General features: G+C 64.7%; 8 protein-coding genes. All 8 read left to right on the forward strand.

Features of this window, described 5'->3' with window-relative positions; all coding sequences use genetic code 11:
• Positions 1-162: 162 nt before the first annotated feature.
• A complete protein-coding gene (gene rpsT, locus AC0L3A_RS06800) occupies positions 163-429 on the forward strand; it encodes a 30S ribosomal protein S20 (RefSeq protein WP_007598259.1) in 267 nt (88 codons plus the stop codon).
• Positions 430-1,706: 1,277 nt separating this feature from the next.
• Complete coding sequence (dnaA, locus tag AC0L3A_RS06805) at positions 1,707-3,119, forward strand: chromosomal replication initiator protein DnaA (protein ID WP_035995355.1); 1,413 nt, start codon at positions 1,707-1,709, stop codon at positions 3,117-3,119.
• A gap of 280 nt (positions 3,120-3,399) precedes the next feature.
• A complete protein-coding gene (dnaN, locus tag AC0L3A_RS06810; protein WP_007598262.1) occupies positions 3,400-4,518 on the forward strand; it encodes a DNA polymerase III subunit beta in 1,119 nt (372 codons plus the stop codon).
• A 109-nt stretch (positions 4,519-4,627) separates the two neighbouring features.
• Positions 4,628-5,764, forward strand: a complete 1,137-nt coding sequence (gene recF / locus AC0L3A_RS06815) for a DNA replication/repair protein RecF (RefSeq protein ID WP_007598270.1) — start codon at positions 4,628-4,630, stop codon at positions 5,762-5,764.
• A gap of 123 nt (positions 5,765-5,887) precedes the next feature.
• A complete protein-coding gene (locus AC0L3A_RS06820) occupies positions 5,888-6,625 on the forward strand; it encodes a hypothetical protein (protein WP_007598273.1) in 738 nt (245 codons plus the stop codon).
• A gap of 126 nt (positions 6,626-6,751) precedes the next feature.
• Complete coding sequence (locus tag AC0L3A_RS06825) at positions 6,752-8,920, forward strand: hypothetical protein (RefSeq protein WP_354127079.1); 2,169 nt, start codon at positions 6,752-6,754, stop codon at positions 8,918-8,920.
• Positions 8,921-9,203: 283 nt separating this feature from the next.
• Positions 9,204-11,639, forward strand: a complete 2,436-nt coding sequence (gene gyrB, locus AC0L3A_RS06830) for a DNA topoisomerase (ATP-hydrolyzing) subunit B (RefSeq protein ID WP_007598276.1) — start codon at positions 9,204-9,206, stop codon at positions 11,637-11,639.
• Positions 11,640-11,951: 312 nt separating this feature from the next.
• Complete coding sequence (gene murA / locus AC0L3A_RS06835) at positions 11,952-13,247, forward strand: UDP-N-acetylglucosamine 1-carboxyvinyltransferase (RefSeq protein WP_007598277.1); 1,296 nt, start codon at positions 11,952-11,954, stop codon at positions 13,245-13,247.
• The last annotated feature ends 121 nt before the right edge of the window (positions 13,248-13,368 follow it).

Consider the following 13,368-nt stretch of genomic DNA (forward strand, 5'->3'; position numbering starts at 1 on the left):
AGAGGCTCCCTGGGCCTCAGAGACGGCCCGCAAGGCTGTCGCTCACGTTCCGGGAACAGCCTAGCAACCGAACACCCTAATTCCGAGCGTCGATTACGCGGTCAAGCAAGCCGGCGCTACCCGACCAAGACGCGACCGGTACCCGCAAAGGACATTGAGACCATGGCCAATACCACTTCCGCCAAGAAAGCGACGCGCAAGATCGCCCGCCGCACCGCCGTCAACAAGTCGCGCCGCACCCAGATGCGCGGTGCCGTGCGTAACGTCGAAGAAGCCATCAAGACCGGCGACCGCGCCGCTGCCGTGACGGCGCTGGCGAATGCCGAGCCCGCCTTGATGCGCGCCGCGCAGCGAAACATCATTCATAAGAACAATGCCAGCCGCAAAGTCTCGCGGCTTACCGCGCAGATCGCCAAGCTCGCCAAGTAAGCTCGCGAGCGTTCTGGCACGCCGTCCGATCGCGTCGTTCGATCGGACGATCCGGCCGCACATCGCACACGTCAAACAGCCCGGCATCGCGCCGGGCTTTTTTGTTGCCTGTCATATTCACGCAAGTAGTCACGCTGCGAGCGACCTTCGATCGGAGGATTGCGACGTTTGCACCATGATGCGCCCGTAGTTTTACCTGCGAATGGTTTTGCAACAGCGGAAACTTCCACCGCGGTGCAAAAAGTCCTTGCGAGGTGGGCACAAGTTGAATTCGCGCGCCTGCGAGTTCTGCACACCGTAGTTTCCCCGGATCGCGAGACGCAATGGAGTTACCCTGTGAAACGAGACTCAAAAAACGATGTCTCGCTAACAACTTATCGACATAGTGACGCCAAGCATTTGGAAAACTCGCCCGCGCGTCGCGCGCGTGACGCTTTTGTAAAAAATTTTTGGCGGTGACGGAGAATTGTCACATCAAACGCGGCATCTTCGATTCTGTGCACGAATCCAAAAACTTGCTCTGAAGCCTGTGCACAAGTCCGCGTGGCGTTAACGCAGATCAAGATTTTTGATGCCTCAAGTCTGAATCAATTCCGTTGCGAGTCTTTCCGCATAGTGTATTCCTTAAGGCGTCAGCGGCGCCCACGATCTTGAGACCAGCGCGGTATCGGAAACGGGGCGAGCGTGCAAATCGGCGGCGATGTGCACGTAGGCGGCGCTTCAACAAGCGATTGTCGGATCAAAACCCACAGCAATGTGGGAACGGTAGCTCTTTGTCTGAATGTCTCCAAGCGGGATCTTTCTCTCGCGCTTAAGAGACATCTTGAAAGCTGCCCCGACAGGCATGATGGCGAGGCCGAGCGGACGACGAGTACACGGGCGGGCATCCGATGAAGACGCGGGTGTCGTTTGGACACGCAGGACCTTGTCGCGAGCAATCACGGCAGGATGGGGAGGTATCATGTCTTACGAACTCAACGCGGTATTGAAACACATTTCGACTTCCAGCATTTCGACTTCCAGCGACGCCGTTTTAGATTCGTCGGACACCAAGCCTCCCGCGTGTCACGGAGCGCCGAGTACGCGCTGACCTCGCGACCCCTCCATCTCTAGACATTGCTGATCGGATGCGGCGTTTCCGCCGAACGGTCGAGCCATGCCTGCAGGTGAAATCGCTTGAGGTCCCGCCATTGCAAATATCCCGGCAGGTATCCCTGGCAGGAACTCTGCATGGCGCTCACCACGCAACCTTATCTCTCAAGAAAAGTTCTCAAATGATGACAACCCCGGAACAGGATCGCTGGTCACGCGTGAAGAGTCGGCTGCGCTCGAACGTTGGCGAGGACGTCTATACGAGCTGGTTTGCGCGCATGGATCTGGAAGGCGTCCAGGACGAGAGCGTGCGTCTGTCGGTGCCGACCCGCTTCCTGAAGAGCTGGATCCAGGCCCATTATGCCGAGCGCGTGCTGTCGTGCTGGCAGGCCGAGATGCCCGAAGTGCATCGCATCGATCTCACCGTTCGCACGGCCGTGCGCCCCGTGATGCAGCAGAAGGAAGCGCCCGCGCCGGTCGAAACGCGCCGCTCGCCTGCGCCGGAGCTGCGTTCGACCGCGACCGCGCCGGTCTCCGCCAATCATGATGCGCTCGGCGGCTCGCCGCTCGATCCGCGCCTGACGTTTGCAAGCTTCGTCGTCGGCCGCTCCAACACGCTGGCGCATGCGGCTGCGCGTCAGGTCGCCGAGGGTCGTCGCGGCGATCCCGTCATGTTCAATCCGCTCTACATTCATGCAGGCGTCGGCCTCGGCAAGACGCATCTCCTGCAGGCGGTGACCTGGGCCGGCAATTCCGGCAACGAGCGCAAAGTGCTTTATCTCACTGCAGAGAAATTCATGTACGGCTTCGTCGCCGCGCTGAAGACGCAGACGGCGCTCGCCTTCAAGGAAGCGCTGCGCGGCATCGACGTGCTCGTGATCGACGATCTCCAGTTCCTGCAGGGCAAATCGACCCAGGCCGAGTTCTGCCACACGCTGAATGCGTTGATCGATGCCGGCCGCCAGGTCGTGATCGCGGCCGACCGTCCGCCGTCCGATCTCGAAAGCCTCGACGACCGCGTGCGCTCGCGGCTGGCCGGCGGCCTCGTGGTCGAGATGGCCTCGCTTGGCGAGGAGCTGCGGCACGGTATTCTCAAGTCGCGCGTCGCCGCGGCCCGCGCCCATCATGCGACCTTCGAGGTGCCGGAGGAGGTGCTGACCTATCTGGCCCGCGCCATCACCCATAACGGCCGGGATCTCGAAGGCGCGATCAACCGCCTGCTCGCACACTCGAAGCTCAACAACCGGCCGGTGACGCTGGAGATGGCGGAGCACGAGGTGCGCGACCTGATCCGGCCGCAGGAGCCGAAGCGGATCAAGATCGAGGACATCCAGCGCGTGGTGGCACGGCAGTATAATGTCAGCCGCTCCGACCTCTTGTCCTCGCGCCGGACCGCCAACGTGGTTCGTCCGCGTCAGGTGGCGATGTATCTCGCCAAGACGCTGACCCTGCGATCGCTGCCGGAAATCGGCCGCCGCTTCGGCGGGCGCGACCACACCACGGTGCTGCACGCGGTGCGCAAGATCGAGGCCCTGGTTTCCAAGGACACGGCGCTGTCGGACGAGGTCGAATCGCTCAAGCGCCAGCTTCAGGAATAAACGCCTAGGCCTTCTCCTTCCTTCCCGCCGCCCCGGCCCTGCCTGGGCGGCGGCCTTCCTCTGCCTGGGCGGCGGGCCCCGTCTTTGCGGGTAAATCGTGGGGAACCATCGCGCAATCCCTTGAAACGGATGACTTTACGCGCCACCTTGCGCGACCCTGACGGCTTTGGTCATATCGGCTGGATGATCCGGCTTTCCGGGGTCTTCGGTGCCGTGGCGCGCGTCCCGCCGCCCGGCTTTTCCAGATTTGTGTTTCCTTGGGGATCGGGCGAGTAGTGCAATGAAGGTTACGGTCGAACGCGCGCAACTCCTGAAGTCGCTGGGCCACGTCCACCGCGTGGTCGAGCGCCGCAATACGATTCCGATCCTCGGCAACGTGCTTGTTAGGGCCGAGAATGCGAAATTGTCGCTGAAGGCGACCGACCTCGACCTCGAGGTCACCGAAACGCTCGCGGCGGAAACCGCGACCGCGGGCTCCACCACCGTGCCGGCGCACATGTTCTACGACATCGTGCGCAAGCTACCGGACGGTTCGCAGATTGTGCTCGAAGCCGACGGCGACCGCGCCGTGCTGGCGATCCGCGCCGGCCGCTCCCGCTTCACCCTGCAGACCCTGCCGGAGAATGATTTTCCGGATCTCGCCGCCGGCGACATGTCGCATTCGTTCAGCCTCGCCGCCAAGGACGTCAAGCGGCTGATCGACCGCACCCAGTTCGCGATCTCCACGGAGGAGACCCGCTACTATCTCAACGGCATCTATCTGCATGCCGCGGGCTCCGCCAAAGCCGCCACCCTGCGCGGCGTCGCCACCGACGGCCACCGCCTCGCCCAGCTCGACCTGGTCCAGCCCAAGGGCGCCGAGGGCATGCCCGGCGTGATCGTGCCGCGCAAGACGGTGGGCGAGGTGCAGCGCCTGATCGAGGACAACGAGGCCGAGGTCACGATCGAGCTGTCGCAGGCCAAGATCCGCTTCACCATCGGCAATGTGGTGCTGACCTCGAAGCTGATCGACGGCACCTTCCCCGATTACGGCCGCGTCATCCCGCAGGGCAACGATAAGGAGCTCGTCGTCGACAAGAAGGATTTCGAGAACGCGGTCGACCGCGTCTCGACGATTTCCAGCGAGCGCGGGCGCGCCGTGAAACTCTCGCTGTCGCCGGGCAAGCTGGTGCTGTCAGTGACCAATCCGGATTCCGGCAGTGCGACCGAAGAGCTCGAAGTCGAATACGCTTCCGACGCCCTCGATATCGGCTTCAACTCCCGCTATCTGCTCGACATCGCCGCCCAGATCGAAGGCGACGTCGCAACGCTCCGGCTCGCCGACCCGGGCTCACCGACCCTGGTGCAAGACCGCGACGACAAGAGCGCGCTCTACGTGCTGATGCCGATGCGGGTGTGAGGGCTACCGGCTCCCCTTCGCATCGACTACATCCGTCATGGCCGGGCTTGTCCCGGCCATCCACGTCTTTGGAGGACCCAAACGTGGATGCCCGGCAACGACAAAGACAATGACCCCCTCCCGCATTCATCGCCTGACGCTGACGCATTTTCGTAATTACCGGGCGGCGGGGCTCGAGGCTAAGGCTGACATGGTGGCGCTGGTCGGGCCGAACGGAGCAGGCAAGACCAATTGCATCGAGGCGATCTCGTTCCTGTCGCCGGGACGCGGCCTGCGGCGCGCGACGCTGGACGACGTCGCCGACAACCAGGGCGACGGCTCCTGGGCGGTGTCGGCACAGGTCGAGGGCGCGCTGGGCCTTGCCACGCTCGGCACCGGCATCGATCCGCCGCGCGCAGATAGCCCGGTCAGCCGGCGCTGCCGCATCGACCGCGAACCGGTCAATTCGGCGGCGTCGTTCGGCGACCACATCCGCATGGTGTGGCTGACGCCGGCGATGGACGGGCTGTTCATGGGCGCGGCGTCCGAGCGGCGGCGCTTCTTCGACCGCCTGGTGCTTGCCATCGACAGTGACCATTCCAGCCGCATCTCCGCGCTCGAACGTTCCCTGCGCTCGCGCAACCGCCTGCTCGAGACGCGCAATTACGACGACCATTGGTGTGACGCGATCGAGCGCGAGACCGCGGAGCTTGCGGTCGCCGTCGCCGCAACCCGCGGCCAGACCGCGGCGCGGCTGACCGGCATGCTGAATGCACGCGCGCAGGCCTCCGCCTTCCCCTCGGCACAGATCGCGCTCGACGGCTGGATGGAGAACGCGCTGCTGACGGAGACCGCGACGTCGGTCGAGGACCGCTACCGCCAGATCCTGCGCGACAATCGTCCGCGTGACGCCATCGCCGGCCGCACCACGGATGGTCCGCATCTCACCGATCTCCAGGTGATCTACGCGCCGAAAAGCATGCCGGCGCGCGATGCCTCGACCGGCGAGCAGAAGGCGTTGCTGATCGGGCTGGTGCTGGCGCATGCGAGTCTGGTCGCCGAGATGACCGGCATCGTGCCGCTGCTGCTGCTCGACGAGGTCGTCGCGCATCTCGATCCCGGCAGGCGCGCTGCGCTGTTCGACGAGTTGCGCAAGCTCGGCGCGCAGGTGTGGCTGACCGGCGCAGATCCCGCTGCCTTCGCCGAGATCGGCGCCGGGGGCGAGATCTTTGACGTCGAAAGCGGACAGGTATCGGCCCGGCGGTAGTCGCCGCCATTGAACCAGCCCCATTTCCGCCGCGACTAGTTGCCGGAGGCGGCGCCGACGGTGACGCAGCCGGTTTTTACAATCGCGCAATGAAACATCACGCGCGATACCCGGGAGAGTGAGATGCGGACGGCGAGGTCCGGGGCGCAAGCTCCGGCACGATGGCGGGCGTTTGCGTGCGGCCTCGTCTTGCTCGCGACGTGCATGCTCGCTGCAAGCGCCGGCGCCTGGATGCCGAAGCCGCTGTTTTCAGCCGATCTCACGCCGGATCCCGATGTCACGCTGCCCGCACCGACCCGCTACAGCTTTAGAGGAATCCACACCACCCTGATGCGGGGCGTCGAAGCGCCGCTTCGCGTCAAGCTCGAAGCCACCGTGCCCGCCGAGCTCGGCGACGTCCTCGCTTTCTACCGCAGGGAGCTCGGAAAGCTCGGCTGGCAGGAGCAGCACGATGGCGCCGTCGTCTCCGCCGATCACGTCCAGCTCGCGTTCGTCTCTCCGCTCGGACCGGCCATGCTGGAGCTCGGCCGCAAGGACAGCAACACCTCGGTCCATCTCATGCAGAAGAACTCGGATACAGCAATCCGGGCGAACGTCATGCCCGAACCGGGCCAGGCGAAGCTGGTGTTCAGCAACATCGGCGAGACGGAAGCCGTGCTCGGGATCGACGCGCGGATCATCAAGCGCGCCGCCGGCGCTAACGCCGTATCGCTGGATCTGGCGCCCGGCAAATATTCCTACGAACTGAACGTCCCCGGCCGTCCGGCCCACAGCAACATCCTCACCGTCGCGGCCGGCGACGCCTGGGAGCTCACCGTCGGGCGCGACGGCGAGGCATGGTCGCCACTCCAACTGTATTGACTAGTCCGGGAGCTTTGAACCTGCCCGGTTCCTGCCGCGACTTCTGGTCTGAGGCCCCGCCGACGGTGTTGCAGCCGTTGCAATCGCGCGCGCCCAAGCGCCGCGCGGCATCCTGGAGACGTAACGATGGCGATGATCCCGCGCGGGATGCAAGTCCCGGCACGATGGCGGCTGCTTGCATGCGGTCTCTTCCTGATGGCGAGCTGCTCGATCGCGGCCGGCGCCGACGAGGGAATCGTCGACGTCCACGCGCTGCCCCAGATCGAAGGTGCGGTGGAAGACATCTCGCGCCCCGATCCCTATAGCGTCGAATATCGCGTACCGACGCGGCAGGCCGTGACGCTGCCCGCGGTCCAAAAGCTCCTGAGCGACAACGGCTGGGTGCCCTATGTGATGCCGCTGGAGGAGAAAAGCAGCCTGCTGAAGTTCAGGAAGGGACGACAGGGCCTTTCCGTTCATTTCACGCAGGCCCCGGGCCGGCCCGACCAGTCCGTGGTCTACTACACGACCGACCGGATCTACGGGAACGTGCCGTTTCCGGAGGGCGCAAGCGACATCGTGTTCGACGGGACCCGGCCCTATCTCGGCTGCATCGCGCCGACGCCGCTCGATGCAACGTCGGATTTCTACAGCAGCCAGATGGCTGCCATCGGCTGGCAGAAGCTCACGCCGGAAACCGCCGCGCGCTGGACGAGGGGCCTGGATGAAACCGTTCCCAACGGCCTGCGCGCGTTCTACGCGCATGCCGATAGCAAGGAGACCGGCTTCTACCAGCAGAAGCCCGTGATGCTGACGCTGACGCGCCGCGACGATGGCCGCACCCATGTCGATATCCGGGTCGCGCCCTTCGCGCTGCCCGGCGAGCTCAAAGCCGATAGCGATCTGGCCGGCCTGCCGCGGCCGAGCCCGACCAAGACGGCCATGGGCCTCGGCAGCGCGAGCGACAACAAGCGCGAGATGTCGGCCGCCGCGATGGCCGAGCTGCCCGCGGTACTCGCCTTCTATCACCGCGAGCTCGCCGCGCGCGGCTGGCATGAGGACGGCAGCGCACCGCTCGCGCCCGGCGACGAGGTCGCGATCAAGATCTCTTCCGCGGAGGAAACCGGCCTGCTGCGGCTTGGCCGCAAATACGATTTCACCATGGTCAGCCTGACGGCGCAGTTGAAGGACTCCGCGCTTGCCGCCCGCGCCAAGGCGAAGAAAGAGGCCGACGACAAGTTCCTTGGGGATGCGCTAGGCGCGGCCAAGCAGCTCATCACCGCCGACGAAGCCAGACGCAAGGTGCAGGCGGCCGCATTGTCGGACGCGCCGCTCAACGCGCTCGCCGACAGCAAGACCCCGCTGCCGCTGCCTGAAAACGCCGAAGGCGTGAACTTCGAAGGCGGCGAGGGCAGGCTCGAATTCTCCTCGTCATCGAGCGTGAAGGCGCTTACGGCGTTCTATCGCGCATCGCTCAAGCCTGCGGGCTGGAAGGAGCAGCCCTCCGTCATCAACCAGCCCAACATGGCGATGATGGAATTCTCCAAGAGCGGGAAGTCGATCTCGATGACCGTGATGCAGATGGGGCCGAAGGTAAACGTTAGCGCCAACGGCTCCGGTCTTGTTATCGCCGCGGCGAAGCCCGTCGAGGCCAAATCGAGGCAAGCCAAGGTGGTCCAGACCAAATCGAAGGAGCCGCTCACGCCCGATCCCGATTCGGCCCTGCCGGTGCCGACGCAGCACAGCTCGACCGGCATCAGCTCCACGAAATTCCCCGGCAGCGAGCAGTCGTTCCGGACCGAGCTCGAAGCCAGCATCCCCGCCGAGCTTGGCGAGGTCCTCGCCTTCTATCGCACGGAGCTGACCAACCGCGGCTGGCAGGAGAAGGCCGACGGCGCAATCGTAACGGCCGAGCGGGCGGAACTCGCGTTCACCTCGCCGGAGGGACCGGCCGTGCTGAAGCTCGGCCGCGCCAGGGACGAGACGACGGTCAGTCTGGTGCAGCGGAATCCGCAGGCCGCGGCAAAGGCCGACATCATGCCGAAGGCGGGACAGGCCAGGCTGATGCTCGGCAATATGGGGCCGAAGGAAGCATCGCTGACGATCAACAATCAAACGGTGAAGATCGCGGCTGGTGCCGGCGGACCGCAATCGCCGAAAGGCCCGATGCTCGATCTGCCGCCCGGCAAGTACCAGTACGCGCTGCGTCTGCCGGGGCGCCCTGCCCGCACCGAAACCCTCACCGTGGCCGCCGGCGATGCCTGGGGCCTCCTGGTGGGGCCAAACGGAGACGTGCTGCCGCTGCAGATGTATTGAGCCTGCAAGGCCGTTCCGGGGCGTTCCAAGCGCCTCGGAACACCCTTCGTTCCCCGCAATATCCGCGCCTTTCAGCGACCCGGAACGGCCTCTCGAATCGCGCTTTTTTCAGCGCCTCGAATTGGCCTTCGAAAGCCTTGAAAACCGGCCAAAAAATCCCATCTAATCAAAGACTTGCCGGGAGATACTTTGCGCTAGGCGCAATCCGTCTTTCGTGGCACAAATAGCCCGCATATCAGCGCCTTTTGCGCGGCTGATTCGGGCGACATCTCGAAGGCCTCTCATGACAGAACCTGCTCGGCAGACGCCTGCCGAAAACGAACCCTCAAATCCGAGCGATTACGGGGCGGAATCGATCCGCGTGCTCAAGGGTCTCGACGCCGTCCGCAAGCGCCCGGGCATGTATATCGGCGACACCGATGACGGCTCGGGCCTGCATCATATGGTCTACGAAGTCGTGGACAATGCGATCGACGAGGCGCTCGCGGGCCACGCCACGCGCGTGGACGTGATCCTCAACGCCGACAATTCTGTCACCGTGCGCGACGACGGCCGCGGCATTCCCGTCGACATCCACAAGGGCGAAGGCATCTCGGCGGCCGAGGTCATCATGACCCAACTCCATGCCGGCGGTAAATTCGACCAAAATTCCTACAAGGTTTCCGGCGGCCTGCACGGCGTCGGCGTCTCCGTCGTCAACGCGCTGTCGAGCAAGCTCGGCTTGCGCATCTGGCGCGACAACAAGGAACACTACATCGAATTCGCCCATGGCGATGCGGTCGCGCCGCTCAAGGTGGTCGGCGACGCGCCCGGCAGGCGCGGCACCGAGGTGACGTTCCAGGCCTCGACGGAAACCTTCAAGAACATCGAGTATGATTTCGCCACGCTGGAGCACCGGCTGCGCGAGCTCGCCTTCCTCAATTCCGGCGTTAACATCGCCCTCTCCGACATGCGTCACGCGGTCGAGAAGCGCGAGGAGATGCACTATTCCGGCGGCGTCGAGGAATTCGTCAAATATCTCGACCGCAACAAGAAGGCAATCGTGCCGGCGCCGATCATGGTACGCGCGGAATCCAACGGCATCGGCGTCGAGGCCGCATTGTGGTGGAACGACAGCTACCATGAGAACGTGCTGTGCTTCACCAACAACATCCCGCAGCGCGACGGCGGCACCCATCTCGCCGGTTTCCGCGGCGCGCTGACGCGCCAGGTCAACGGCTATGCCGAGGCCAACGCGAAAAAGGAAAAGATCGCGCTCACCGGCGACGATTGCCGCGAAGGCCTCACCGCCGTGTTGTCGGTGAAGGTGCCGGATCCAAAGTTTTCGTCGCAGACCAAGGACAAGCTGGTGTCCTCGGAAGTGCGTCCCGTGGTCGAGAACGTGCTCAACGAGGCGCTGCAGGCCTGGTTCGAGGAGCACCCCTCCGAAGCCAAGATGATCGTCGGCAAGGTGATCCAGGCGGCGGCCGCCCGCGAAGCCGCGCGAAAAGCGCGCGAGCTGACGCGCAAGAGCCCGCTGTCGGTCTCCTCGCTGCCCGGCAAGCTCGCCGACTGCCAGGAGAAGGACCCGGCGAAATCCGAGCTCTTCATCGTCGAGGGTGACTCGGCAGGCGGCAGTGCCAAGCAGGGCCGCAACCGCGAATTCCAGGCCGTGCTGCCGCTGCGCGGCAAGATCCTCAATGTCGAACGTGTGCGTCCCGACAAAATGCTGCACAGCGAGCAGATCGGCACGCTGATCACCGCGCTCGGCACCGGCATCAGCGACGAATTCTCGATCGAGAAGCTGCGCTATCACAAGATCATCGTGATGACCGACGCCGACGTCGACGGCGCCCACATCCGCACGCTGCTGCTCACTTTCTTCTACCGGCAGATGCGCGAGATCATCGACGGCGGCTATCTCTATATCGCCCAGCCGCCGCTCTATAAGGTCAACCGCGGCAAGTCCGAGCAATATCTGAAGGACGAGCGGGCGCTGGAAGATTATCTGATCGATACCGGGCTCGACGACTGCGTCTATATTCCCGGCACCGGCGGCGATCGCACCGGCCGCGACCTGCGCTCGCTGGTCGACGACGCCCGCGCCGTCCGTGGCGTCCTGCGCAGCCTGCACACCCGCTACAATCGCAAGGTGATCGAGCAGGCCGCCATCACCGGCGTGCTCAACAAGGCGATCTACGGCAATCCGGAGAAGGCCGCCGCGGCCGCGCAATACATCGCCGCCCGCCTCGACACGCTCGCCGACGAGGTCGAGCGCGGCTGGATCGGTCAATACGTCGAAGGCCATGGCTTCCAGTTCGAGCGCACGGTGCGCGGCGTCAAGGACGTCGCCCTCATCGATGACGCGTTCCTGGGCTCGGTCGAAGCCCGCAAGCTCGACGAGTACACGGTCAAGCTCCAGGACGTTTATGCCCGCCCCGGCAAGCTGCGGCGCAAGGACACCGAGCACATGGTCTACGGCCCGGTCGATCTGTTCGAAGCGGTCACCGACGCCGGCCGCAAGGGCGTCTCGCTGCAGCGTTACAAAGGGCTGGGCGAGATGAATCCGGAGCAGCTCTGGCAGACGACGCTGGACGTCAATGCGCGATCACTGCTCCAGGTGAAGGTCAAGGAGGTCGATGAGGCCGACGACATCTTCACCAAGCTGATGGGCGACGTGGTCGAGCCGCGCCGCGACTTCATCCAGGAACATTCGCTGAGCGCGACGATCGATATCTGAGGCCGCTGGCTTTTGGATTTCGAACTGCTGGCCAAGCGCTCGCTGCAACCTCTCCCGCTTGCGGGGGAGGTCGGCGCGAAGCGCCGGGTGGGGGCTTTCTCCTCGCCGGGATACGCTCCGTAAACTTCGACAATCCCATCGCTGAAGCACCCCCTCCCCAGCCCTCCCCCGCAAGCGGGAGAGGGAGCGCACCTGTGTCGGGGCTGCGAAGCGATCGAGCCGCGACAAGTGCAGAATTGCTCCCGCGCTCAATTCTCGGTAGTTTCCGCCTCCAAACCAGCCGCCCCACCCAAAAACACAGCGAGAGACCACGTGGCGCCCATCCAGTACATCGTCGAGGGCGGTCACCGGCTCTCGGGCTCGATCGAGCCGTCCGGCAACAAGAATTCCGCGCTGCCGATCATCGCGGCAGCCCTGCTCACCGAGCATCCGGTGACGCTGGAAAACGTGCCGCGGATCCGCGACACCGAGACGCTGGTCGAGCTGATCCGCTCAGTCGGCGCTGCCGCGGAATGGACCGCCCGCAACACGCTTCATATTCACGCCAAGAGCATCCGCGCGGCCGATCTCGATCCGGACTTGTGCGTCCGCATCCGTGCCTCGATCCTGCTCGCGGGCCCCCTGCTCGCCCGCTGCGGCGAAGTGATGCTGCCGCCGCCCGGCGGCGACGTCATCGGCCGCCGAAGGCTCGACACGCATGTGCTCGCGCTCGAGCAATTGGGAGCCAAGGTCACCGCGACCGACCGGCTCGAATTCCGCGCTTCGAAGCTGACCGGCGCCGACGTGTTCCTGGACGAGCCCAGCGTGACCGCGACCGAGAACGCGCTGGTCGCAGCCGTCGCCGCCGAAGGCACCACCTATTTGCGCAACGCCGCGTCCGAGCCGCATGTGCAGGACCTCGCCAACTTCCTCGTTGCGCTCGGCGCTGAGATCGAGGGCATCGGCACCAACACCATGATTGTGCACGGTCCGGCGACGCTGGGCGGCGCGACCTACCGGATCCAGCCCGACCATATCGAGGTCGGCTCGCTGATCGGGCTCGCAGCCGTGACGCGTTCGCCGCTTCGCATCGTGCGCGCGGGCGTCGAGCATCTGCGCTCGATCCGCATGGGATTCGAGCGGCTCGGCATCGTCTGCCGCATCGAGGGCGACGATCTCATCGTGCCCTCGAACCAAACGCTGAAGATCCAGGACGATTTTGGCGGCCACGTGCCGAAGCTGGAGGACCAGCCCTGGCCGGCCTTCCCCGCCGATCTGATGTCGATCGCGATCGTCACCGCCACGCAATGCGAGGGCGTGATCCTGATGTTCGAGAAGATGTTCGAATCGCGGATGTTCTTCGTCGACAAGCTGATCGCGATGGGCGCGCGCATCGTGCTGTGCGATCCGCATCGCGCCATCATTGCCGGTCCAAGCCGGCTGCACGGCGCGACGATGACCTCACCCGACATTCGCGCCGGCATGGCCATGCTGCTCGCGGCCGTCTGTGCCGAGGGCACCTCGACCATCAACAACGCCGACCAGATCGAGCGCGGCTACGAGCGCATCGACGAACGGCTGAATGCGCTCGGCGCGAAGATCAGGCGCGTGCCCGAGCGGAAGGGGTGAGGCGCTTTCCGGCTCGAGATCGAAGAATGGTCTCGTGCCCCGGACGCAGCGCAGCACGCCAGTGATGCGCTGCTGAGCCGGGGCCCATGCGGCTGAGAACTGCGCTCGCGATTTTCTGGGT

Source organism: Bradyrhizobium sp. MI1.3, assembly GCF_055811695.1.

What these genes read in the sequence shown, in the direction of transcription:
- gyrB (WP_007598276.1), top strand. Translation starts at nt 9,204, where the DNA reads ATGACAGAACCTGCTCGGCAGACGCCTGCCGAAAACGAACCCTCAAAT.
- AC0L3A_RS06825 (WP_354127079.1), top strand. Translation starts at nt 6,752, where the DNA reads ATGGCGATGATCCCGCGCGGGATGCAAGTCCCGGCACGATGGCGGCTG.
- dnaA (WP_035995355.1), top strand. Translation starts at nt 1,707, where the DNA reads ATGACAACCCCGGAACAGGATCGCTGGTCACGCGTGAAGAGTCGGCTG.
- rpsT (WP_007598259.1), top strand. Translation starts at nt 163, where the DNA reads ATGGCCAATACCACTTCCGCCAAGAAAGCGACGCGCAAGATCGCCCGC.
- AC0L3A_RS06820 (WP_007598273.1), top strand. Translation starts at nt 5,888, where the DNA reads ATGCGGACGGCGAGGTCCGGGGCGCAAGCTCCGGCACGATGGCGGGCG.
- dnaN (WP_007598262.1), top strand. Translation starts at nt 3,400, where the DNA reads ATGAAGGTTACGGTCGAACGCGCGCAACTCCTGAAGTCGCTGGGCCAC.
- recF (WP_007598270.1), top strand. Translation starts at nt 4,628, where the DNA reads ATGACCCCCTCCCGCATTCATCGCCTGACGCTGACGCATTTTCGTAAT.